This is a genomic window from Candidatus Obscuribacterales bacterium (assembly GCA_036703605.1).
GTDB lineage: Bacteria > Cyanobacteriota > Cyanobacteriia > RECH01 > RECH01 > RECH01.
In genome coordinates, this window is record DATNRH010000963.1 from 1 (window position 1) to 1,203 (window position 1,203).

3 protein-coding genes are annotated in these 1,203 nt (G+C 51.0%); all 3 read left to right on the forward strand.

Going from position 1 to position 1,203, the window contains the following annotated elements:
- On the forward strand, positions 1–387 hold a 387-nt coding region (locus V6D20_19740; GenBank protein HEY9818017.1), incomplete at its 5' end, for a hypothetical protein.
- A complete protein-coding gene (locus tag V6D20_19745; protein ID HEY9818018.1) occupies positions 387–791 on the forward strand; it encodes a hypothetical protein in 405 nt (134 codons plus the stop codon). The genes V6D20_19740 and V6D20_19745, both read left to right, overlap by 1 nt.
- On the forward strand, positions 791–1,203 hold a 413-nt coding region (locus tag V6D20_19750; GenBank protein ID HEY9818019.1), incomplete at its 3' end, for a hypothetical protein. The genes V6D20_19745 and V6D20_19750, both read left to right, overlap by 1 nt.

Sequence of the window (1,203 nt, forward strand, 5' to 3'; positions counted from 1 at the left end):
ACGTCCTCCGTTGGGAGAGTGAGTCGGGCAAGGATTTCCATCTACTTGGATGGGCTACGCTCGGAGCATCTAATGACCGCGTCTAAAAGAATTACTCTAGTGGATAAAGAAGACATGACACTAGACCTAGAGTATGGAACAGCGATGGGTATGAACTTCGCTATTCTACACCTGCCGAAGATGAAGTTGACCAAGACTAGCTACTCGGATTTTCTAGCTACTGTTCCCCAGATTTACGAGTTTATTTCTACCGTTGGGTATGAAGCTATTCATACAGCTATAGACCCCAACGATAAGTCAACAGCTAAGTTGCTCGACAGACTAGGTGCCGTACGACTCGGAAACGATCAGGGCCTAGACGTATATGAGTATAGAGGAGAAGTCTAATGGCACCAATCGCCCTAGTAATCGGGGCAGTTGCTTCAGTAGTCGGGACCATTAAAGCGTCTAAGGCACAGAAGAAGCAACTTGCACTCCAGAAACAACAGCAAGAAGTTCAAACCCGTCGCTCCCGGCGTCAGGCTATCCGTGAGATGCAGGTACGTAGGGCAGCAGCAGTATCCGGTGCAGTAGGCGCTGGTACTTCGACTGGTTCTGGTGCAGCCGGTGGTATCGGATCGCTTGGCTCACAGCTTGGTGAAAGCATGGGCTTCAGCACTCAGATGTCTGGAATCTCTAACGCTATTAACGCAGCGCAACGTAAAGAGATTAGTGGTAACACCATCGCTGGTCTCGGTAGCTTTGCCTTTAACTCCGGGCTTCAGTTCGGTGGAGCGGACGCATTTAAATAATGACTCAACCGTTGGAAATTAACCCAGTCGAAACGACCATACTAGACCCTCTGGGTCAGGGTTCGTCCGACACTCAGGTTCCTCCCAACGCTGGCCGTATCCTCGCAGAGTACTACTCACAGGCTCTGTCTCGCGGTGCAGGGGAGGTTGAAGCGGAAATCTCTGCTGGTATGGAGTCTATGCTCCGACAGCAGGCCAACGGGCTTGCCATGCAGCAAGCTGAAAGCACTATGGACGACCGGATTAGCCAAGCACTGGTTAATCAAGAAGACCCTCAAGCTGTTCTGTCTGACCTCCGGTCTATGAGATTTGGCGAGTGGGTATCCCCTGAAGTATCTGTACTACTCGAAGAGAGTGAACTTGGTCGCAGGGAACGTTCCCAGTTGGATCGTATCTGGAGGGCTAACCTACT